The following is a 20,447-nucleotide window of genomic DNA, read 5'->3' as shown; positions in this document are numbered from 1 at the left end:
AAAAATCTCGATATGTAATTTGAAAATTCAGTTTTCAAAAGAGAGAAAGCTACAAAGAAGGGACCCTTCTCCGTAGCAATTTTTCAATTACTTACCTTGCTGTTCAAATAGCTCAACAATTTCAATAATCACTTGTGTGGCTTTTTCCATCGTTTCTCCAGATACATATTCGAATTTACCGTGCATATTTTCGCCACCTGCAAAAATATTTGGTGTAGGTAAGCCCATATATGAAAGCTGGGAGCCATCTGTACCACCACGAATCGGTAGTGTGATTGGTGTTATATCTAATTTTTCCATTGCTATACGGGCAATGTCCACGATTTCTTTTACAGGCTCGATTTTTTCGCCCATATTATAATATTGATCTTCGATAGAAATGGTTAACGCATTTTCACCAAATTGTGATTGGATTTTTGTAGCGGCATCACGCATCAGCTGTTTTTTTGCTTCGAATTTTTGACGATCATGGTCACGAACGATGTAAGAAAGCTCTGAATGCTCGATTGAACCATTGAAGTTCATTAGATGGATAAACCCTTCATAACCTTCTGTTTTTTCTGGTACAGCATCTGCAGGCATTTCATTTTGGAAGGCAATCGCCGTTGTAATGGCGTTGACCATTTTATTTTTTGCAGAGCCTGGATGTACACTCGTACCTTTAGTAATGACTTTCACTCCTGCCGCATTAAAGCTTTCAAATTGCAGTTCGCCAAGTGGACCGCCATCCAACGTGTACGCATAGTCAGCACCAAAAGCTTCTACGTCAAATTTATGTGGACCACGCCCAATTTCTTCATCAGGTGTAAATGCCACACGTAATTTACCGTGTTTAATGTGAGGGTTTTTTACTAGGAAATCCATTGCTGTCATAATCTCAGCGATACCCGCTTTATCATCAGCACCTAATAGTGTTGTTCCGTCAGTTGTAATAAGAGTTTGGCCAATATAGTTTTTAAGTTCTGGGAAATCTGCTGGCGACATGACTAAGTTGGAATTTAACTGAATATCGCCACCATCATAGTTGTCGATACGTTGTGGATTGACGTTCGTTCCTGAGAAGTCTGTTGCTGTATCCACATGCGCTAAAAAGCCGATTGTTGGTACTTCTTTGTCTGTATTAGCTTCAAGCGTTGCAAATAAGTAGCCGTTGTCATCTAACGTAATATCCGTTAAGCCGATAGTAGCAAGTTCGTCCTTTAACATATACAATAAGTCGAATTGCTTCTGTGTGGAAGGCGTTGTTTCGCTTGTAAAGTCGGATTGTGTATCGATTTTCGCATAGCGAATTAATCGTTCAATTACTTGTTCTTTCATAATATTTCCTCCTCAAGAGTAATTTTCATTTATTGTATCACTTTGCTTCGAATATCGGAATATTGAAGGATGCTCAGAGCAATGAGTAATTGCGCGCTATAATATGTCAGCATAATAACCTCGTGAGCATAAGGTAGCGGCATTACAAATTTATTAATAGCTAAATAGGAATCAGATGAAATAAACAATAGGGCACCAATAAGTGCTAATGTAGATCCAGTACGAATGGACGTCCAACCCATCATGAAAATAACAGAAACATAGGCGACTACTGCAACCGCTAGCACTGTTTCACCAGAAGTAAACACTGTACCAGCAATCCATGTACCCATAATTACACCATACGCTGCAAGGGAAAGCTTAGCCCAAGTCGGTAATTTACGTTCGTTCGTACTGGCAAAGGCAAAAATATAAAAAATATGCCCGATTAAAAAGCTAGTAAGCCCGAATAAAAACCATTGCAATGTATAGTCACCGATCATACAAAAAATAAGTCCAACTATTATAAGTAGTTGATATTTTTTAATGTGAGGTACTTTTTGCATAGCAGCTAGAATAATGATGAGAATCATAGGAATGACTTTGAAAATGAGCGTCAAATCCTCGGGAATATGAGAAAAGAAAAAAATGTAGTAAAGACCAAATAAGACAATACAGCTAATTAATAATTTTTTTGCCATGTATTTCAACTCCTCTCACATAAAATTCGCTATTTTTCTACGAATACCTGTGTATTTATATTATTTTTATGATTGAAACTTTTTCGGTATGTAAACGTAAATAAGTTAGACAGTAGGTTGAGAAAGGGTGAGTAGAATGATTAAACTGCTTATTGCATCGGCAGTTATTGCATTAATTGCGAGCGTATTATTAACGCCGCTTGTTACGAAAAAAAGAGAAGATGGAAAATCCAAAAAAGTAATTGGCTACTTTTTTGTAGGTGCATTTATTGTTGGCTTTTTAGCAACGGGGATTACATTGTATGTCACAAAAATTGACGTGAACTGGCTTGTGTTTTGGCCAGCTATAATTGTACTAACATTGGCTGGCGCTTTTCTTGCGACTGGTATTGAACGTAAAATCAAAGGTGTATTATTTTTAGCCAGCTTAGTCGTTGCTGGTTATGTATTATCAGCTCCACTTTGGAATGCTAATGAAAAGTTCCAGTCAGCAGAAATGAAGACGGAAGTCGAAATTAAACCATTCGATGAAACACAGACACCTGCTAGCGTTCCACCGAAATTCGTGCGTAATAAAATGAAAAAAGCCTTTGGTCAAGTGCCAAATACGAGCTATTATGAGCTAGGTCGTTTACAAATTCAAAAGGTGGATGGTAAGTATGTCTACATCGCACCTGTTGAGTTTTCAGGCTTCTTTAAGTGGATGAACGGTGGGACTTCACCTGGTTACTTCACGATGAGTGCGACAGACTCTGCGGATAATCCGAAATTCGTGGCGCAGGAAATGAAATATGTTCCTTCTGCATATCTAAACAAAAACTTAGAGCGTCATATGCGCTTGCAACATCCATTCCTTATTTTCTACGGGGATGTACAACTAGAAGTCGATGATGATGGCAAACCATACTACATTCGCTCTTACGGTGAGTTTATCTCAGCACGTAACGGTTTCGATGTTCAAGGAATTGTGTTAGTAGATGCATTATCCGGTAAATCAGAAATGATTAAACTTGCAGATGTACCAGAGTTTATCGACGGAGCAGTATCGCCTGAAACAGTGAGTCTGCAAAATAGCTATTATGGAAATTATGTACATGGTTACTGGAATAGTCTTTTTGGGAAAAAAGACGTGAAGTTACCTTCAGATGAAGGAACAGAATCGAATGTCAGCCCAATTTTTAATGAGAACGGTGAAATGTATTACTTCACTGATTTCACAAGTCCTAAAGAGGGTGTCGATTCGATGCTTGGTTATTCTTTAACGAATGCTAGAACAGGCAAAGCGACATATTACACAGGTAACCAAGATGCATCATATATGGATTCGCAAGGTGCATTACAAATTATTGAAAAGAAATTTATCGAGAAAAAATGGTCAGGGGAAATGCCTATACTGTATAACTTCTATGGTGAAGCAAGTTGGCTAACAGCCGTACTAGATGCAAATGGTTTCCTACAAAATTATTTCATCGTGTCAGCGGCGAATCCTGAAATTTCAGCGTATGCTACAACACCTAAAGAAGCACTAAAATTATATAAAACAGCATTAAGTCGAGGCAGTAGTACGGTAGAAGGCAGTTCGAGTGCCGAGGAGAAAACTGTAAGTGGGAAAGTGCAACGTGTTTATAAGGAACGACTTGGTGATTACACAGAAGTTTCGTTCTTACTAGATAACGGTGAAAATTACTTAGTCAGCGCAGAGACAGAGCCACTTACAATCTATTTACAAGTAGGCGATGAAGTATTGGTAACGTACGGGGATACAGGTGAACAATTCTTGCCAGTTCGGAAACTAATCATAAAAGGCTTACAATAGACCAAAAGACGATCAGGGCAATGTGATGTTGCTGTGATCGTCTTTTTTTATGTTATTTGGGAGTTTATATATTGAAGCATCTTTTCTTTATGATTAGCAAATAGAGTTGGAGCATGCTCATTCAATGCTAAAATTTCTTCTATATAGCCTTCGAGCAATTGATTTTCATAGTCGAAAGATTGAGCGGTCTCACTTGTTAATATAAATTCTAGAAGGATTGCGTGTAGAACAACGACCTCTAAATTTTGGGTATTAGTAATGAATTTTAAATTTAAAATAGAAGTATGTGTAACATATTTATTTACGTAATCAATGGCATCACTGTATTGAGTTAAGTCAATGTGCTCAACAATCCGTTTTCTTAACATCGTACATTCATTATTTAAGTCTTGAATTTTTAAAAATAAACCTCTGACAGATCTTTTATGTTGCAGTTCTAAGGTACGAGCAAGATCTTTATTTAAATAGGGCACTTTAGCACAACTCCTTTCGATATAGAGCTCCCATTTTTAATATTAAAGGAATTTTTGGGAATAGAAAGAGTCTTTTCGTTTAATCTTCAAAGGCAATATTCCACTATGTAAAGACAAATGGACTATTTGTGAGTGATTATTTTTTCATAACATGAAAAATGTGGAGTTATTATCCTTCGATAGTAACTCCACATATGCAAATAATTATTTCCAATTAAAGCCCTTGTTTGCCAAGAAATCTTTTATATGCGGACGACGTTGATCAATTAAGAAATCAGCCATTTGTTTTGTCCAGTTATCGATTTTACGGTTAGAGGATCTGCTATTATAGTAAGCCTCCATTGTTTCATTGTAAGCCGGTAAAAGCTCCTCGTATTTTTCAAGGTTATATTCATTTTCATGAAGCACAGCTGTTACTGGTAAACGGGGCTTTACTTCATTACGACGAGCAGGTACGCCAATTGTTAGACCGAATAATGGGAATACATAGTCTGGTAAGTTAAACAGTTCGCTAATTTCTTCAGGCTTGTTACGTACGCCACCAATATAGCAAATACCGTAGCCCATAGATTCTGCCGCGATCACAAAGTTTTGTGCGAATAAGGATACGTCCGCAACGCCGACAAGCACGTTTTCTGCTGAATCCGCAACGATGTCAACACCTTCTAATTTGCCAGCCATTTGTAGACGCTTAAAGTCTACGCAAAAAACAAAAGCTCCACCAGAGGTTTCATATTGACGTGGATTACCAGATAATAATCCTAATTTTTCTTTTTTCGCTTCATCTGTTACCCAAATAACGCTATATGCTTGGACAAAATGTGATGTAGCAGCCATTTGCGCTGTTGCGATTAAATCTTCAACTATATCCTTAGAGATAGGATTGCCGTCGTAGATTCGAACGGAAGAGTGATTGCGTAATAATTCTTTAACCATGTGATAGTTCTCCTTTGCGATATGTATGTAATTAACAAAAGCATATCACGCTTCTCTCGTAAAATCGAATGAATTCCATGTGTGAACATAAATAGTATGGTCTTAAAACTATTCTTGGATAATGTGTGAAAACCCATAATTAACTCGTAAAGTAAAATATTTTCTTAGATATGGTATAAATGTTCTGTTTGGTGTAAAATTGGATATGCGACGGGTTATTTGATCTGTATTCTCCACAATTGGTTGGGTGTACCAATGGATTGGACAAGTAATCTAGTTGAAGTAATCACAAATAGGATGGAGGAATAAAAAATGGAAGAAAAAGTAGCGAAAAAGATTCGTAATGAACAGTTACGAAGCAAAGTAGTAACAGCCCAGGAAGCAGCATCTTGGATTTCGGATGGCATGGTACTTGGTATGAGTGGATTTACACGTGCTGGTGACGTAAAAGTGGTACCGCTTGCACTTGTAGAAAAAGCGAAAACAGAGAGTTTCAAGGTAGATGTATATACAGGTGCATCACTTGGACCAGAAGTTGACCAATACCTAGCAGAAGCAGGCGTTATTCGCAAGCGTGGACCTTTCCAAGCAGATGCGGGTATCCGTAATAAAATTAACAGTGGTGACATCACATTTGTTGATGCTCATCTTTCACATAACGCAGAGTTAGTACGCCAAGGAATCATTGGCCCAATCAACTTCGCAATTATTGAAGCGACTGCTATTACAGAAGATGGTTTACTTATTCCAACAACTTCTGTTGGTAACTCACCAATCTTCGTACAAGAAGCTGACCAAATTATTATCGAGCTAAATGTAGCGCAACTTGATGCATTAGAGGGTGTCCATGACATTTATGTGCCAGGGCCACAAGGTAAGCGTGATCCAATTCAGTTGCTAAATGTATCTGATCGTCTTGGACAAATCGGTATCCCACTAGATCTTAATAAAGTAAAAGGTATCGTTGTTTCAGATATTTTAGATGCTCCATCAACAATTGTTCCTGCTGATGAAGAGACAGATACTATGGCGAATCACTTACTTAATTTCTTACGTGATGAAATTAAAGTAGGTCGATTAACTACGAGCTTGCGACCAATACAATCTGGAGTAGGTTCAGTAGCAAATGCTGTATTACTAGGTTTCAAGGATTCTGAATTCGAAAACTTAGAAGTGTATTCAGAAGTATTACAAGATGCAGTATTTGATTTAATCGATGCAGGCAAAGTAAGCTTTGCATCTGCTACTTCTATCACTCTATCTGAAGAAGTAGGAAACCGCGTGTACGGTAACTTTGAAAAATACGCTGACAAACTAGTATTACGTCCACAAGAAATTTCAAATCAACCAGAAATTATCCGTCGACTCGGGTTAATTTCTGTGAATACAGCGCTTGAAGTAGATATTTACGGTAACGTAAACTCTACACATGTATCAGGCTCAAGAATGATGAATGGTATTGGCGGTTCAGGAGACTTCGCGCGTAATGCACGATTAGGTATTTTCGTGACGAAATCATACGCAAAAGGCGGCAGCATCTCAAGTATCGTACCAATGGTGTCACATGTAGACCATACAGAGCATGATGTAGATGTCATCGTAACAGAGCAAGGAGTAGCTGATTTACGTGGTTTAGCACCGAAAGAGCGTGTTGGTCTTATTATCGATAACTGCGTGCATCCAGATTATCGCGAGCAATTATGGGCTTACTTCAATGATGCAAATGAAGCAACAGGTGGCCACCATACACCACATGACTTAGAAAAAGCTTTATCTTGGCATGTGAATTTAGCGAAAAATGGCACAATGAAAGATCCTGCGTTCTCTAAATAAAATGATGGAAAAGCCTTGAAGTCGACGTTCAATCGTCCTTCAAGGCCTTTTTTATTTTATAGTAAGCCAATCCACTTCCAGTATGTTGCTGAGAAGAGTAGTACAAGCAGATAGCCAATAATCGTTAACGGAATACCCGATTTTAAGAAATCCTTCCCGCTGAATGCACCTGTACCATAGGCTAGCATATTTTGAGGTGCACTAATTGGTAATAAGAAGCCGAAGCTGATGACAAATTGTTGGACTAATACGAAGCCGACTTGGTCAACATCCATCGTAATGGTTGTAGCTAGGGCGATAAATACTGGTATTAGTGCAGAAGAAAGACTTGTTGCGCTTGCAAAGCCTAAATGTATTAAAATGTTGAAAATAGATACGAGTGCAATTGTCGCTAGAATCGGCATAGAGTCTAGGCCAAGTGAACCGAATACAGCGTCAGACAACCACTGTGCTCCTTTGGTATCAAGTAAAATCGTACCGAGTGCAATGCCGACAGCGAAGACGATAATGGTGCCCCAAGGAATAACCCTTTCAACATCTTTCCATGTATATACACCAATTTTTGGTGTTAATAAAATTGCGATCGCAATAATGGTTACAGTAGTGGTATCAAATGGATGTAACTTTCCTTCTGTTGCCCAGAAAAATAATAAAATAATAGATGTAATGATTAAACGAATTTCGGGTCCTTTTAATGGACCAAGTTCAGCTAATTGCTTTTTAATGACATTACGTCCACCCTCGATATTATTCGTTTCAGGTTTAATTAGTGTAATCATAATAAAGAACAATGCAATCGACATAATGATTGAGAAAGGCGCTGCATAAATGAACCATGCGCCCCATGAGATATCAATGCCGAATTCTTTTTGAATAAAGTTCAATGCAACCATATTTTGCGCAGCAGCCGTTTTAATACCAATATTCCATATGGAAACGGCCTGAACAGAGGTGATGACGAGCAGGGCAGCAAGTTTACTATCACGTGGTAAACCGAAAGCTGCAACCATTCCCAGTAAGATTGGTACAACTGCGCCTGCACGAGCAGTAGCACTAGGAACGAAGAATGCTAGAACTATCGATACTAAAATTGCGCCGAAAACGATTGCTTTTGTTTTTGTACCAACCATCGATAAAACCCATAAGGCCAAACGTTTATGTAGATTTGTGATTTGCATGGCAGCCGCTAAAAAGAGTGCTGCTGCCACTAGTGCTACAGCGGAGTTACTAAAGCCTCCAAGTGCCATTTTTAACGCAGCTTTTGTGCCAAGTTCAACTGAAGGATCCTCCATAGAAGGCGCAAGACCGAGTGATACGGCAGAAATCGCAATGATCATCGCAGAACTGACGGGATAGGACACAGCTTCAGTTACCCAAAGTATGATAGCGAATGCTAAAATAGCTAAAGCACGTTGACCCACTACAGGTAAGTCCCCGTTGTTTGGTAAAAATGTGATAATAAGTAGGGCTGCGAATGCTAAGCCAATCCATAATGGTTTTAAATTTCGTTTAGGGACCGCTTTCTCGAAAGTAGACATAATGATTCATCCTTTCAATTTACAAGTATAGTTACAACTACCCATAACATCGGTTGGTTAGATGTTTTATTAAGAAAGTAATTTGTAAATTAATTGTGAATTTTGGAAGGATGTAAAATATGCTCTGTTTATAGAAAACATGGATTTATAAGAGAGAATTCAAGGTCATGGAAAAGACAAAATTCTATTTTAATATTATTTCTTCTTAAAAGCGGATGTTACCTTTGGTTCGGTTCCTTGAACGAGCCGCTTAATATTTTCAAGGTGCAAAACAATTGCAATGATAAATAGTCCAATTGCAATTAGGGTAGGGCCAATGCCTGGAATCCATAAATAAGTCGCGGTACAAAAGACAAGATAAAATTCAAGTACACCTACGATTAAGTAATTTGTAGCGAATGATAATATGACAAATAAAATAAGTGCGAAAAGACCAATTTTCCAATCGACTGCTAGCAAAATACCGATTATGGAAGCGGTCCCCTTGCCACCGTTAAAGCCCATATGAAACGGGAAATTATGCCCTAAAATAACACCAGCAGCAATCGTATACGTAAGTAGCCAAATTTGTTCCACTGTAAATAGTGAGGTATCTGCAAAATAAAGATGTACAGCAATTATTGCTACAACGCCTTTTCCAATATCAATGAGAGCTACTAAAATACCGTATTTCCATCCAAGAGAAAGCGTGGCGTTTGAGGCACCAGCATTGCCATGTCCAGCTTTTTTCAAGTCAACGCCCGAAAAAAACTGCGCTACTTTAGAGCCATGAATACAGCCGATTAGGTAACCAACTAGGATACATATAATGGCAAATTGAATCATAAAAAGCTCCTTTCAAAAAATATTTATTTTTAGTAGTATATGTATTTATAGTACGGGATTTAGCAGACGGAAGGTTCAGAAAATATAAAATTTTAGTATTGACAGAAAAATAGACTATTGTTTATACTGTGTAACAACGATGGAAATTGAATCACATACTCTTATCAAGAGCGGCGGAGGGATAGGCCCTATGATGCCCGGCAACCAGCAAGTGACGAACTTGCTAAGGTGCTAATTCCTACAGATTCTATACTTGGATCTGGCAGATAAGGGGAGGAAAACTTGCAACCGCAACCCTCTTCTTAACTGAAGGGGGTTTTTGTTTTCTACACAAAAATCCTCCTCATCTCCGGTACCATCGTAAAAAAACAACCAATAAGGAGGAATTATTCAATGACAAATTTTAGACCAGAAACACTACTACTACACGGTGGCCAAGAGCCAGACCCAGTGACAGGCTCTCGTACAGTACCGGTTTACCGTTCGACAGCTTTCGTATTTAAAGACACTGCTCATGCGCAACGTCTTTTCGCTTTAGAAGAAGCGGGCAATATTTATACACGTATTACTAACCCAACTGTAGAGGTATTTGAGAAACGCGTCGCTTTATTAGAAGGCGGTACAGCGGCAGTAGCACTTTCATCTGGTGCAGCGGCTATCGCGTTTTCAATCTTAAACCTTGCAGGTACTGGCGATGAAATAGTGGCAGCGAGCTCTTTATACGGAGGCACATATAACTTACTTGCAAACACATTACCAAACTACGGTATTAAAACAATATTCGTAGATGAAACAAATCCAGAAAACTTCCGTTCAGCTATTAATGAAAAAACAAAAGCAATCTTCGCTGAAGGTTACGGAAATCCAAGCTTAAAAGTATTAGATGTTGAAGCAGTAGCGAATATTGCACATGAAAATGGCTTGCCATTGATTATTGATAGCACATTTGCTTCTCCTTATGGCTCAACACCAATCGAATTCGGTGCAGACATCGTTGTCCACTCAGCAACGAAATGGATTGGCGGTCATGGAACAACATTAGGTGGTGTTGTTGTAGACGCAGGGAAATTTGACTGGACACAAGGTCGTTTCCCAGGCTTTACAGAACCAGACGCATCTTATCATGGTTTACGATACGGAATTGATACAGCAACGGCTGCATTTGCCACAAAACTGCGCGTGCAATTACTTCGTGATTTCGGCCCAACATTAAGTGCCGATGCGGCTTTTAACTTATTACAAGGTTTAGAAACGCTTCATTTGCGTATCCCTAAACACAACGAAAATGCACAAGCAGTCGCTGAATATTTACGCAACCACCCATCTGTGGAATACGTAAACTACAATGGCTTAGAAGATTTCCCAACACATGATCTAGCGAAGAAATATTTGAAAAATGGCTTCGGTTCAGTGCTCACATTTGGCATAAAAGGTGGACGTGAAGCTGGTCGACTACTGATCGACAGCGTAAAATTATTCTCGCACGTGGCAAACGTAGGGGATGCAAAATCATTAATTATTCACCCAGCATCTACAACGCACCAACAGCTTTTGGCTGAAGAACTAATCCAAACTGGTGTATCTGAGGAGCTCATTCGCTTATCAATCGGTTTAGAAGCTATAGAAGATATTATTGCAGATTTAGAACAAGCAATTGTACAAGTTGTAGCTGCCGGGCAAGTAGAAGCCTAATCCTAATTAGAGTACTTTAATTTTAGATAAACTAGATTGATAGTTGTAACGTTTGCGTATTTTCCCATTCGAAATGCCTCATTTGGTAATACGTAAAACGTTGCTATATCAAGACTTCATCCCATTCGATGGATTATCTGAATTTTTTTAAAAATAATACCAAGTAATTTTATAAGTTTTGTTGACCTCTTTAAAACCTTGTTATATACTAGGGATTAAGTTAAACGTTAGAAGGCTACCAACCGTAACGAATAACTATATAATTTACGTTTTCATAAGTGCCCCCTCACTTTTGAATATATAGCAAAGATCGAAAGTAGCTACATAGCCAGCAGCTACTTTCGATCTTAAAGAACTGACGGAGAAGGAGTGTTTGAAATGGGAAATGTTTATAGTGCACAGAACGTTGCATCGTATCTTATTTATGAATTAAATGAAAGTGATGAGTTTGTGAATAACATGTCCATTCAGCACTTACTTGCGACAGTTGAAACACGATGGCAACAGGCTTTTGGACACACTGCCTTTCAAGAAGCCGTGTATACAGAAGAGAAAGAGTATACAGTGAAGGAAGTATTCGATACGTACACGGTACATACTGACCACCATATTGCATTGCCAGCAACGGAGTACTATTTAAAGTACGGTACATTTCAGTTAGTAGAACGCACGTATGCGATACCAAGCTTCACGCAAGATGAAGAAAAGGTTGTACAAGCGGCTTTAGCACAATATCGCTATGTACAACTAACTAAAGCAAGCTAATTTTCTTTCATATATTGAATCTACAACTCGTTCTCTAAAATAGGGGAGCGAGTTTTTTACTCCAAAAGTAAATAGACTATTATAATAGAAGGAAGTAAAGATAAATGGGCAATCTACACGAAAGAATGAAACGTCAAAATTTGTTCAAAATTATATAAGTGTTAAAAATACGTATAATATATAGTATGAAAACGATTTCTTTTGCACATCTAGGAGAAACAAATGTCCTTCCTAGAAAGATTTTTCTTGTACATTGTATTTTTTTACGTTACAATTTTCTTTAAGTTAAATTTTGAATTATTTGAATTTGTGTGATGCACAAATTTTTTTATAAAAACTTTGGAGCGTACGTTGGAGGGAATGACAGTAATGGCAACAATAAAGGCAGCAATCTTAGGGTTTGGAACAGTTGGGCAAGGAATCTATCATATTTTAAATGAAAAACGAGAAGAGCTTAAGAATAAGTTAGGCATTGAGCTAGAAGTTGCAAAAATTTTAGTAACGGACACTAGTCGTGAGCGTGTACCAGGTACAGCACATTTAATGACAACGAGCATGGATGAAGTTTTAGCGGAGCCAGGCATGCAGGTCGTTTTTGAAGCGATTGTCAATGAAGAACCTGCATATGGTTATTTAAAACGTGCAGTAGAGCATAAATGCCATGTAATAACTGCAAATAAGGTGATGTTTGCAAAACGTGGTCTAGAGCTGCAACAGCTAGCTAAGAAAAATGGTGTCTTTGTAGGATTTGAAGCAACAACAGCAGGCGGTGTACCTGTTATTAAAACGATGAAAAACATTCTTCTTGTAAACGATGTAAGTCGTATCCAAGGCGTTTTAAACGGTACATCTAACTATATTTTGACGAAAATGCGTGCGGAAGGTTGGTCATTCGGAGATGCATTAGCCGAGGCGCAAAAACTAGGATATGCAGAGGCTGATCCGTATAATGACGTATCTGGTCAAGATGCTTTCAAAAAATTAATGATTTTAAGTGCACTAGCATTTGGTGCGCAACCAGACTGGGCTGACGTAGAGGTAATAGGTATTGACAATATTTCAGCAGAGCAAGTGAAAGAAGCAAATGAAAAAGGCTTACGTTACCGCCATGTAGCAGAGGTTGAAAAGTTAGCAGATGGTAAAGTGGTAGCAAAAGTCGGCCCATTATTAGTTGATAAAGAACATCCACTTTATCCAGTCGATGACGTAAACAACGCAGTAGCACTGAATACAAATTATATTGGCACATTAACGCTAGTTGGCCCAGGTGCAGGCATGTATCCGACAGCAAGTGTTATGGTCGAAGATTACGCAGAAATTATCGGCAAACGTGCAGGCTTTGTTGTGACGATTTAAAAAATTCCCGTGCAGGCAAATTCGCTGCACGGGAATTTTTAATTTGTACTCTTAATCCTCATCTTTGACATCAATATCCTCAGGAACTGGTGTGTTACGCCAAATTTCAATTTCTTCTTTAATGCGCTCGAGCTGATCAAAATAAGTACTGAATTGGCTGCTATTTATGAGCAGTTGTTCTCCATCGTAAACAGAGCGGATACGTCCCTCATAGATGTATCGAAGTACCTGCTCCTCTGGCATACCGAGGTCGATGGCAGTTTCCTCTAATGTTTTATACATATTGTTCGCTCCTTTTTGTTGGTACTATTATAACTTTTTTTGTGCCAAAGCGCCTATTAACTTATTGGATGAAGAAAATGGGAAATAAGAATTGTTTGATGATTTTGTAGTGGTATAGTTGAAGGTAATAATGGTAAGGATAGAGGTGCTGTTTTTGAGTATATATCCATATTTTTTTGTATTGGTTGCGGCGATATTATGGGGGATGACTGGTACAACACAAACTTTTTTAGATGATGGTATCTCTCCGGTAGCAGTAGCAGCGATACGCTCAGCTATTGGTGGCGGATTGTTATTAGTTGTTGCAATGGTACTAGGTAAAATACGGGTACGCACGTGGTCATGGAAATGGACATTATTGGCTGCAGCAAGTATTGCGTTATTCCAAGGGTTATTTTTTTCATCAATTCGATTAACAGGTGTTGCCATTGGTACAGTAGTAACGATTGGCAGTGCGCCAGTTTTCTCTGGTGTGTTAGAGTGGTTGCTATGGAATGTACGTCCGACGAAAGTTTGGGGACTAGCGACAACGTTAGCAATCGTTGGTTGTGTACTTCTATTTGTTAATAATGGTGAAGCAGTAGTACATATGGGTGGGGTTATACTGGCATTATGTGCAGGGGTGTCATTTGCTTTTTACACAAACGTTAGTAAAAAGTTAATGATGCGAGAGGAAGCATTGCCGGCAGTTGCTATGACATTTTCGGTGTGTGCATTATTGTTATTACCGTTTTCAGCTAGTGAAGGTTATAGCTGGTTAGCACAGTCACATAATTTATGGCCCATGCTTTTCATGGGAGTTATGTGTACAAGTGTTGCCTATTTATTGTTTTTAAGTGGTTTGCAAAAAATTAGTTCATCTTCTGCAGTTACATTATCGTTAGCAGAACCGTTAACAGCGGCAGTGTTAGGCGTATTCTTTGTAGGAGAATATTTAAGTGTGACTTCCTGGACTGGCGTGGCTATGCTTCTCGGAGGTATTTTGGTATTGACGCTCGGAAGCAAAAATACAAAATGATATACTAGAAAAGGGGAAGCTCAAGATTTTTTGTAGCGCCCCTTTTTTGGTTCTACACCAAAACATGTCCTTGACTTAAAAACTATGTAAGCACATGGAACGAAAGGCGGCGACTCCTTGGGGATTAGCGAACAGCTTGAGACCCCGCAGCCGCAGGAGCGTAAGCGACGAGGAGGCTCAAGGTTCGCCCCCAGGAAGCTCTTGCTCTGCGCTAAAGCAAAGCGTCCGCCTGTAGTGGAATGTGCTGTTAAGTGCAGACTTTGGTGTATAGACCCTTTTTTCTTAAGAATTTCTTCATTTTTATGATAACAGGATATTAAGAATTGGCGGTTACAATATTACTTGAGAGCGAGGTGTATATCATGACGAAGTTAACAGTTCTTGTAACAGATGATGATCAGGATATTCGTGATGGTATTGAAATTTACTTAAAAAATGAAGGCTATAATGTAATCAAGGCTGCGGACGGTGTTGAGGCACTCGAAAAGCTAGCCAACAATGAAGTACATTTAATTATTTTAGATATTATGATGCCGAATATGGATGGCATTACGGCAACTTTTAAAATTCGTGAAGAGCGCAATATTCCAATCATTATGCTCAGTGCAAAGGCAGAGGACGGTGATAAAATTCATGGGTTGTCAGTTGGCGCAGATGATTATGTCACGAAGCCATTTCATCCATTAGAGTTATTAGCGCGTGTAAAATCACAGCTGCGTCGTTATGTACAACTTGGGACGTATAATGACGGAGCTGCAAAGGTAGAAATTGACGGGCTTGTGCTAGATGAAGATGCTAAAGAAGTTATTCTAGAGGGGGAGCCTGTTCGGTTAACACCAATTGAATACAAGATTACAGAATTGCTAATGAAAAATGCAGGGCGTGTCTTTTCGATTCGAGAAATTTACGAGCGTGTGTGGAATGAGGAAGCCTACAATGCAGAAAATATTGTGGCTGTCCATATTCGTAAAATACGTGAAAAAATCGAAGCGGATCCGAAAAATCCACGCTATTTAAAGGTGGTGTGGGGCGTTGGCTATAAAATGGAGAAATAAAATCGAGCAGTATATAACTGTAGCTGGTTTTGTAGCAGGTGTAATCGGGCTAATTTATTTTGGCGTGTATGCGTACCAAGTGGTAAATGCACGCTCACCCGAGATGGTGCAATTACTTGAGAGAATTTTTTAAGGAAAGGGAGTAAATGATGATGAAGAAATGGAAACCACTCCTCGGACTCATTTGTATCGTATGGTTTATTTTTGGGCTATATACATTTACGAATGTCGGTTATCAATATATAGGAAAGTCGTATTTTGAATCTGAGAATTTTCAACATGAAGCCGATAATTTTCTAACAGGATTAGGGCCGCTTGTATTAAATTTGCCAACAGCAGAGGAAATGAAGAGCAAGTTAGAAGTTTCGCAAAATGAAATAGAGGAACATCGTAATTATTATGGCTCGCTAGGAGAACAAATCTCTAACATTAAATTACAATATGAGGACCGTATTTTAGATGCAGCCAATAACGGGGCTACTGAATTGAAGGAAAAGCTAGAGAAAGAGCGAGATGAAAAGATAAAGGATATTACAACAAACTTTGCAGATGACGAACATGTGCGTAATAAAATTCTTGCTGAGAAAGGGAAGCTCGTAGATCAATATATTAAAGCAGTAAGTGAGGAAGCAAAAAACTTTACGAAAAATTATAAGTATTGGTCTTATGAATTAACAAATATCGATACAGGAGAAACTTTCCGTTCAGGTGATGTATCTGAAAGCAGTGCATATAAATTAAAGTATACAGATCAGGATACGTTAAAAACTTGGAACGTAAGCGAAGATTTCAATAGTCTATTTTATCAATCTGATACCTATATTGATTCTGAAATATTCAAACAGTATGCTGATTACACAGGTACGATTACAATTTCTAAGAAGGCAGCACAGTCTGCAGTAGTAATGGACGGCTATGAGCAATTTAAACGTAATCAATATATGTTTTATATAATATGGCTAACAAGTATTGTAGCAGCAATTGTTGCATGGCGTGACCGTAAAGATGTTTTGTATGCGGTACAAGCGTTAAAGGAAAAAGACTCTCTTGCAAAGTTGCGTATTGATATACAAGTCGCTTTATTGTTCATTACGGGATGTATGTACTGGGTAATTATGCAATTATCTATTGATGCGATTCAATATGTATATCACAATAATTATATGCAATTTGTTTTTCAATTTGCATTTAAAGCAATTGTCATGTTTATTATTGGCATCGTATTCCTTGTGCAGCTTATGTGGTTAGTCAATCGGGTGAATACGCAAGAAAAATTCCAAAACAATTTGAAGGAAAGCTATTTATGGCATATAGGTGATTCAATAGCTGATTTATTTTTAAATCGCTCAATCGCAATACAGTCAATTGTCATTGTAGCAGCTGCATTTTTTGGTGGTGGTAGTTTTGTAGCCGCGCTGATAACTGGTGGTGGATTCCCTGTATTTGTATTTGGACTCTGTGGGGTTGTAGGTGTACCAGCACTTGTTGTTTTCCTATCACGCATGGGTTACTTAAACCGCATTATGAAAGACACAAAGGACATGGCAGATGGACGTTTGAACCGTGATGTGAAGGTGAAGGGGAAATCGCCGCTAGCCAAACATGCGGAAAATTTAAATCATTTACGTGAAGGTGTTCGTACGTCGATGCACGAGCAAGCCAAAAGTGAGCGTTTAAAAACGGAGCTTATTACGAATGTAAGCCATGATTTGCGCACACCTTTAACATCGATTATTACGTATACGGACTTGTTGAAAAAACCAGATATTACAGAGGAAGAACGCAAGCAGTACATTCATATTCTCGATAAAAAATCAGATCGATTAAAGGTACTAATTGAAGATTTGTTTGAAGTATCGAAAATGGCAAGTGGTAATATCGAGCTTCATAGAAGTCGCGTTGACTTAACACAGCTTGTGCAACAGGCAGTAGGGGAACATGAAGAAGATTTAGCAAAATCACGTTTAGATTTACGTATGACGATGCCGTCTGAAACGATTTATGCTTATGTAGACGGCCAAAAATGGTGGCGACTTATTGATAATTTAATTGTCAATGTGTTGAAATATGCACTTGAAGGTACACGTGTCTATGTAACATTAAAACGCAATGCTAATGGTGAAGCAGAGTTTACTGTGAAAAACGTTGCGAAATATGAAATTAGCGAAAATGCTGATGAATTATTTGAACGCTTTAAACGAGCGGATGCTTCTCGTCATACAGAAGGCTCTGGATTAGGCTTAGCCATTGCACAATCTATTGTTGATTTGCATGGTGCACGAATGAGTATTGAAGTCGATGGTGATTTATTTAAAGTAGTTGTGAATATCCTAGCAGTATAAACGGAAAACAGTGGTAGAAGGCATCTACCGCTGTTTTTTCTCTTTATAAATAGTTATAAGCCTAAATTTTTGGCAATAATCATTTTCATCACTTCGTTGGTACCAGCATAAATAGACATGACGGGAATATCGCGGTAACGTCTAGCGATTTTATATTCTTCCATATAGCCATAACCACCATGGAGCTGCATACACTGTGCTGATAGCTCTCGTGCATTTTCAGTAATCCAATATTTTGCCATCGAGACTTTTGTAACGACATTTTTACCGGCAATATGTTCTTCGATTAACGATTCTAAAAAGGATTTGCCTAGTTCAATTTTGGTTGCCATTTCAGCGATCTTGAACTGCGTATTTTGGAAATCACTTATATGCTTGCCAAATGCTTGGCGTGATTTCACGTAATCGATCGTTAATGAAAGCATATCCTCAGCAGCGGTTTGTGCCGCAATAGCGACAATTAAACGTTCCTGCTGTAATTTCTCCATCATATAGGTGAAGCCTTTTCCTTCTTCGCCGAGTAAATTGTCAACTGGTACACGACAGTCGTCAAAGTATAATTCAGCTGTATCCTGTGCATGCATGCCGACCTTTTCGAGTTTACGTCCCTTCGTGAAGCCGGGTGTATCTCCTTCGATAACAAGTAAGCTGACACCTCGGTGCTTTTTTTCTGCGTGTGGATTTGTTTTTACAGCTACAACGACTAAATTGGTGTGAATACCATTTGTAATAAAGGTTTTTTGTCCATTTACGATATAATGGTCGCCGTCTCGAATGGCGGTCGTTTGGATATTTGCTAAATCGGAGCCTGTTCCTGGCTCAGTCATTGCGATTGCTGTAATGTATTCACCTGTTACACATTTAGGTAACCAACATGATTTTTGTGCATTTGTACCGTAAGACTCAATGTAGGGCACGACAATATCATTGTGAAGGCCGACACCGATGAGACTTGAACCAACACGCTCTAATTCTTCTTGAATTATGACACCGAAACTAAAATCTAAATCGAGCCCACCATATTGCTCTTCCACTTGTGGACACAAATAGCCCATTTCCCCAAGCTTACGCCAAAAATCAAGTGGGACTATACGGTTTTTCTCCCATTGCTCATAATGTACTTCGGCTTCCTCTGCTAAAAACTTACGTAAAGATTTACGAAATAACTCGTGTTCTGTTGATTCAAATTTATATCTACCCATACGGAGACACACTCCTTTTTGTTTTTTATCAATGCATTCTATTATATGCGAATAACTATACTGAAAAATCAGATAAATTAGAAGAGGCTTTGGAAATACGATTCCATACGAAAGTGCTATAATTAAAAATTAATATATGGAAATAGGAGTCTATTAGATGGCAAAAATAATAGGGGCACTTGTAGTAGTAATATATAGCGGGTTAACATTTTATTTGGGATGGAATGCGAAGCGTTGGATCGTAGCAATGGATTGGTATTACAATCCAATAATTTTTTTGACAATCCTGTATGTCATGTCATTTAGTATTGTGATCGGACGTTTACATGAGTCACTAAGGATATTTTCAGTTATCGGGAATTACTGGATGTTTATATTTGAATATGGCCTGTTACTTTGTTTAACAGCGCAATTTGTAATGTGGCTGACGCCATTTAAGAACGTTCAGTTGATTGGGAGCATTGTGGTTGCCGTATTGGTTATATTATTTATCGTTGGATCGTATTTAGCCTATTCACCAGTTGTGCGTAATTTAGCAGTGACGATGGATAAAAAGGATAGTGAGCTAACATCGATGCGTGTAGTTGTTGCGTCAGACTTCCATCTAGGCGTTTTATCGAATAAAAAGCATCTGCAACGTTTCGTCAATTTATCAAATGAAGTGAAACCAGATGTTGTCTTTTTAGCGGGAGATCTTGTTGATGATGATCCTAAATGGTTTGTAGAGGATGGCATGGCTGAGGTGATGAAACAGCTTACCTCAACATATGGCGTGTACGGGGTGCTTGGCAATCATGAATATTACGGTAAGAAGATTCCTGAATTTGTTGAGGAAATGGATAAAGCCGGTGTGAAAATTCTACGAGACGAAACCATTCAAATCGAAAAAGCGTTTATACTAACAGGCCAAGAGGATACTACAAATAAAGAAAGGCAGAAATTAAAGGCATTAAGAGTCGAAAATAATTTGCCATGGTTTGTGATGAATCATACGCCAAATGATTTAGTAACGCCAGCCCAAGAAGGCGTAGATTTCCATATGTCAGGGCATACGCATAAAGGGCAAATGTGGCCTAATCATTATATTACGGCGCGCGTTTTTGAGCTTGATCATGGTTATAAGTTGAAGGAACAAATGCATACACTTGTTTCATCAGGCTTTGGTTTCTGGGGACCTCCAATTCGTCTTGGTAGTCGTTCAGAATTGTGGGTAGTGGATATTACTTTTCGATGAAATTCATAGCATCTGAAATAGGAGTATTCTATAATGAGAAATGTGTTTGTCAATTGGCAGAAGACGTAAATACGCCAAGCGAA

The 20,447-nt window shown here is 38.5% G+C and carries 18 protein-coding genes and 1 riboswitch; of the genes, 10 read left to right on the top strand and 8 right to left on the bottom strand.

The window, feature by feature from the left end:
* Nucleotides 1-87 precede the first annotated feature (87 nt).
* Both pepT and ACIQ2D_RS12975 read right to left on the bottom strand, forming a co-directional pair.
* On the bottom strand, nt 88-1,317 hold the full coding sequence (gene pepT / locus ACIQ2D_RS12980) for a peptidase T (protein ID WP_402864642.1): 1,230 nt from the start codon (nt 1,315-1,317) through the stop codon (nt 88-90).
* 29 nt (nt 1,318-1,346) lie between these two features.
* Nucleotides 1,347-1,997 carry a lysoplasmalogenase gene (locus tag ACIQ2D_RS12975; protein WP_402864640.1) on the bottom strand — a complete coding sequence of 217 codons (651 nt, stop codon included), beginning with the start codon at nt 1,995-1,997 and terminating at the stop codon, nt 1,347-1,349.
* 136 nt (nt 1,998-2,133) lie between these two features.
* On the opposite strand from ACIQ2D_RS12975, the gene ACIQ2D_RS12970 reads away from it, so the two are divergent.
* Nucleotides 2,134-3,813, top strand: coding sequence for a hypothetical protein (locus ACIQ2D_RS12970; RefSeq protein WP_402864638.1), 1,680 nt, complete (start codon nt 2,134-2,136; stop codon nt 3,811-3,813).
* Between the two features lie 47 nt (nt 3,814-3,860).
* Here ACIQ2D_RS12970 and ACIQ2D_RS12965 read toward each other — a convergent pair whose 3' ends face one another.
* Both ACIQ2D_RS12965 and chrR read right to left on the bottom strand, forming a co-directional pair.
* Nucleotides 3,861-4,286, bottom strand: a complete 426-nt coding sequence (locus tag ACIQ2D_RS12965) for a hypothetical protein (protein ID WP_402864636.1) — start codon at nt 4,284-4,286, stop codon at nt 3,861-3,863.
* Between the two features lie 204 nt (nt 4,287-4,490).
* Nucleotides 4,491-5,222: a class II chromate reductase ChrR gene (chrR, locus tag ACIQ2D_RS12960; protein ID WP_402864634.1), complete on the bottom strand. Its 732-nt coding sequence runs from the start codon at nt 5,220-5,222 to the stop codon at nt 4,491-4,493.
* A 312-nt stretch (nt 5,223-5,534) separates the two neighbouring features.
* Between chrR and scpC the strand changes: the two genes are divergently transcribed.
* Nucleotides 5,535-7,055: a succinyl-CoA:acetate CoA-transferase ScpC gene (gene scpC / locus ACIQ2D_RS12955; protein WP_402864632.1), complete on the top strand. Its 1,521-nt coding sequence runs from the start codon at nt 5,535-5,537 to the stop codon at nt 7,053-7,055.
* 56 nt (nt 7,056-7,111) lie between these two features.
* Here scpC and ACIQ2D_RS12950 read toward each other — a convergent pair whose 3' ends face one another.
* Complete coding sequence (locus tag ACIQ2D_RS12950) at nt 7,112-8,593, bottom strand: DASS family sodium-coupled anion symporter (protein WP_402864631.1); 1,482 nt, start codon at nt 8,591-8,593, stop codon at nt 7,112-7,114.
* Nucleotides 8,594-8,788: 195 nt separating this feature from the next.
* A complete protein-coding gene (locus tag ACIQ2D_RS12945) occupies nt 8,789-9,418 on the bottom strand; it encodes a glycerol-3-phosphate acyltransferase (protein WP_402864629.1) in 630 nt (209 codons plus the stop codon).
* Between the two features lie 158 nt (nt 9,419-9,576).
* Nucleotides 9,577-9,691: riboswitch (SAM riboswitch) on the top strand.
* Between the two features lie 120 nt (nt 9,692-9,811).
* Here ACIQ2D_RS12945 and ACIQ2D_RS12940 point away from each other — a divergent pair.
* The 3 genes from ACIQ2D_RS12940 (at nt 9,812) to ACIQ2D_RS12930 (ending at nt 13,231) form a co-directional block, all read left to right on the top strand.
* Entirely contained in the window at nt 9,812-11,110 is a 1,299-nt protein-coding gene (locus ACIQ2D_RS12940) for an O-acetylhomoserine aminocarboxypropyltransferase/cysteine synthase family protein (protein WP_402864627.1), read from the top strand.
* Between the two features lie 378 nt (nt 11,111-11,488).
* Nucleotides 11,489-11,875, top strand: coding sequence for a hypothetical protein (locus tag ACIQ2D_RS12935; protein ID WP_402864625.1), 387 nt, complete (start codon nt 11,489-11,491; stop codon nt 11,873-11,875).
* A gap of 369 nt (nt 11,876-12,244) precedes the next feature.
* On the top strand, nt 12,245-13,231 hold the full coding sequence (locus ACIQ2D_RS12930) for a homoserine dehydrogenase (RefSeq protein WP_402864624.1): 987 nt from the start codon (nt 12,245-12,247) through the stop codon (nt 13,229-13,231).
* A gap of 51 nt (nt 13,232-13,282) precedes the next feature.
* Here the strand turns inward: ACIQ2D_RS12930 and ACIQ2D_RS12925 are convergent, their stop codons facing one another.
* Nucleotides 13,283-13,513, bottom strand: a complete 231-nt coding sequence (locus ACIQ2D_RS12925; RefSeq protein ID WP_402864622.1) for a DNA-binding protein — start codon at nt 13,511-13,513, stop codon at nt 13,283-13,285.
* A 154-nt stretch (nt 13,514-13,667) separates the two neighbouring features.
* Between ACIQ2D_RS12925 and ACIQ2D_RS12920 the strand changes: the two genes are divergently transcribed.
* The 4 genes from ACIQ2D_RS12920 to ACIQ2D_RS12905 all read left to right on the top strand — a co-directional run bounded on the left by ACIQ2D_RS12920 (nt 13,668) and on the right by ACIQ2D_RS12905 (nt 17,928).
* Nucleotides 13,668-14,531 (top strand): DMT family transporter, encoded by an 864-nt coding sequence (locus ACIQ2D_RS12920; RefSeq protein ID WP_402864620.1) that lies wholly within the window; start codon nt 13,668-13,670, stop codon nt 14,529-14,531.
* A gap of 362 nt (nt 14,532-14,893) precedes the next feature.
* On the top strand, nt 14,894-15,586 hold the full coding sequence (locus ACIQ2D_RS12915; protein ID WP_402864618.1) for a response regulator transcription factor: 693 nt from the start codon (nt 14,894-14,896) through the stop codon (nt 15,584-15,586).
* Nucleotides 15,564-15,719, top strand: a complete 156-nt coding sequence (locus tag ACIQ2D_RS12910) for a hypothetical protein (RefSeq protein ID WP_402864616.1) — start codon at nt 15,564-15,566, stop codon at nt 15,717-15,719. Before ACIQ2D_RS12915 ends, ACIQ2D_RS12910 begins: the two co-directional genes overlap by 23 nt.
* A gap of 19 nt (nt 15,720-15,738) precedes the next feature.
* A complete protein-coding gene (locus ACIQ2D_RS12905; RefSeq protein ID WP_402864614.1) occupies nt 15,739-17,928 on the top strand; it encodes a HAMP domain-containing sensor histidine kinase in 2,190 nt (729 codons plus the stop codon).
* 53 nt (nt 17,929-17,981) lie between these two features.
* Here ACIQ2D_RS12905 and ACIQ2D_RS12900 read toward each other — a convergent pair whose 3' ends face one another.
* On the bottom strand, nt 17,982-19,130 hold the full coding sequence (locus ACIQ2D_RS12900; RefSeq protein ID WP_402864612.1) for an acyl-CoA dehydrogenase family protein: 1,149 nt from the start codon (nt 19,128-19,130) through the stop codon (nt 17,982-17,984).
* Between the two features lie 157 nt (nt 19,131-19,287).
* Between ACIQ2D_RS12900 and ACIQ2D_RS12895 the strand changes: the two genes are divergently transcribed.
* Complete coding sequence (locus tag ACIQ2D_RS12895; RefSeq protein ID WP_402864610.1) at nt 19,288-20,364, top strand: metallophosphoesterase; 1,077 nt, start codon at nt 19,288-19,290, stop codon at nt 20,362-20,364.
* The last annotated feature ends 83 nt before the right edge of the window (nt 20,365-20,447 follow it).

This window comes from Lysinibacillus sp. NPDC097287 (genome assembly GCF_044761695.1).
Taxonomy (GTDB): Bacteria; Bacillota; Bacilli; order Bacillales_A; family Planococcaceae; genus Lysinibacillus.
This window is presented reverse-complemented; position numbering and strand designations above follow the sequence as displayed.

Excerpts from the sequence above, each read along its gene's own strand:
- ACIQ2D_RS12975 (WP_402864640.1), bottom strand. The coding sequence starts at position 1,997 with ATGGCAAAAAAATTATTAATTAGCTGTATTGTCTTATTTGGTCTTTAC.
- ACIQ2D_RS12905 (WP_402864614.1), top strand. The coding sequence starts at position 15,739 with ATGAAGAAATGGAAACCACTCCTCGGACTCATTTGTATCGTATGGTTT.
- ACIQ2D_RS12925 (WP_402864622.1), bottom strand. The coding sequence starts at position 13,513 with ATGTATAAAACATTAGAGGAAACTGCCATCGACCTCGGTATGCCAGAG.
- chrR (WP_402864634.1), bottom strand. The coding sequence starts at position 5,222 with ATGGTTAAAGAATTATTACGCAATCACTCTTCCGTTCGAATCTACGAC.
- ACIQ2D_RS12895 (WP_402864610.1), top strand. The coding sequence starts at position 19,288 with ATGGCAAAAATAATAGGGGCACTTGTAGTAGTAATATATAGCGGGTTA.
- scpC (WP_402864632.1), top strand. The coding sequence starts at position 5,535 with ATGGAAGAAAAAGTAGCGAAAAAGATTCGTAATGAACAGTTACGAAGC.
- ACIQ2D_RS12945 (WP_402864629.1), bottom strand. The coding sequence starts at position 9,418 with ATGATTCAATTTGCCATTATATGTATCCTAGTTGGTTACCTAATCGGC.
- ACIQ2D_RS12950 (WP_402864631.1), bottom strand. The coding sequence starts at position 8,593 with ATGTCTACTTTCGAGAAAGCGGTCCCTAAACGAAATTTAAAACCATTA.
- ACIQ2D_RS12930 (WP_402864624.1), top strand. The coding sequence starts at position 12,245 with ATGGCAACAATAAAGGCAGCAATCTTAGGGTTTGGAACAGTTGGGCAA.
- ACIQ2D_RS12915 (WP_402864618.1), top strand. The coding sequence starts at position 14,894 with ATGACGAAGTTAACAGTTCTTGTAACAGATGATGATCAGGATATTCGT.
- ACIQ2D_RS12900 (WP_402864612.1), bottom strand. The coding sequence starts at position 19,130 with ATGGGTAGATATAAATTTGAATCAACAGAACACGAGTTATTTCGTAAA.
- ACIQ2D_RS12940 (WP_402864627.1), top strand. The coding sequence starts at position 9,812 with ATGACAAATTTTAGACCAGAAACACTACTACTACACGGTGGCCAAGAG.
- ACIQ2D_RS12935 (WP_402864625.1), top strand. The coding sequence starts at position 11,489 with ATGGGAAATGTTTATAGTGCACAGAACGTTGCATCGTATCTTATTTAT.
- ACIQ2D_RS12970 (WP_402864638.1), top strand. The coding sequence starts at position 2,134 with ATGATTAAACTGCTTATTGCATCGGCAGTTATTGCATTAATTGCGAGC.
- pepT (WP_402864642.1), bottom strand. The coding sequence starts at position 1,317 with ATGAAAGAACAAGTAATTGAACGATTAATTCGCTATGCGAAAATCGAT.